The sequence below is a fragment of the Paraburkholderia sp. SIMBA_027 genome (assembly GCF_046535315.1).
GTDB lineage: Bacteria > Pseudomonadota > Gammaproteobacteria > Burkholderiales > Burkholderiaceae > Paraburkholderia > Paraburkholderia tropica.
This window is the reverse complement of sequence record NZ_JAWRWY010000520.1, coordinates 1-274: the sequence shown is the minus strand read 5'-3', so window position 1 is coordinate 274 and position 274 is coordinate 1. Positions and strand designations below refer to the sequence as shown.

Genomic DNA, 274 nt, shown 5'->3' with positions numbered 1-274 from the left:
CGCCGGGCAAGGTGGTTGTCCATTGTTCTGCCGGGCGGGATCGAAGCGGCGTGATAGCCCTGATCCTGCAGCGCTTGGCGGGCTTCAGCGACGAGGAAATGGTCCATGGCTACGAGTTCGCGGCACGGGGAATCAATGAACGCCACCGCACGCACGGTGCCCCGCACGCCCATGATCCCTATCTGTCGGATGCCGACCTGGGCGCGTTATTGACGCAGCGGCGGGCCAGCCTGCGGGCATTTTTGGGCTCGTTCGATGCCACAGGGTTCCTCGA

General features: G+C 64.6%; 1 protein-coding gene. It reads left to right on the top strand.

Annotated features, from left to right (window positions below):
* Nucleotides 1-11 precede the first annotated feature (11 nt).
* Nucleotides 12-274: tyrosine-protein phosphatase (locus tag SB764_RS40070; RefSeq protein ID WP_410866760.1), on the top strand; the 263-nt coding region annotated here is incomplete at its 3' end.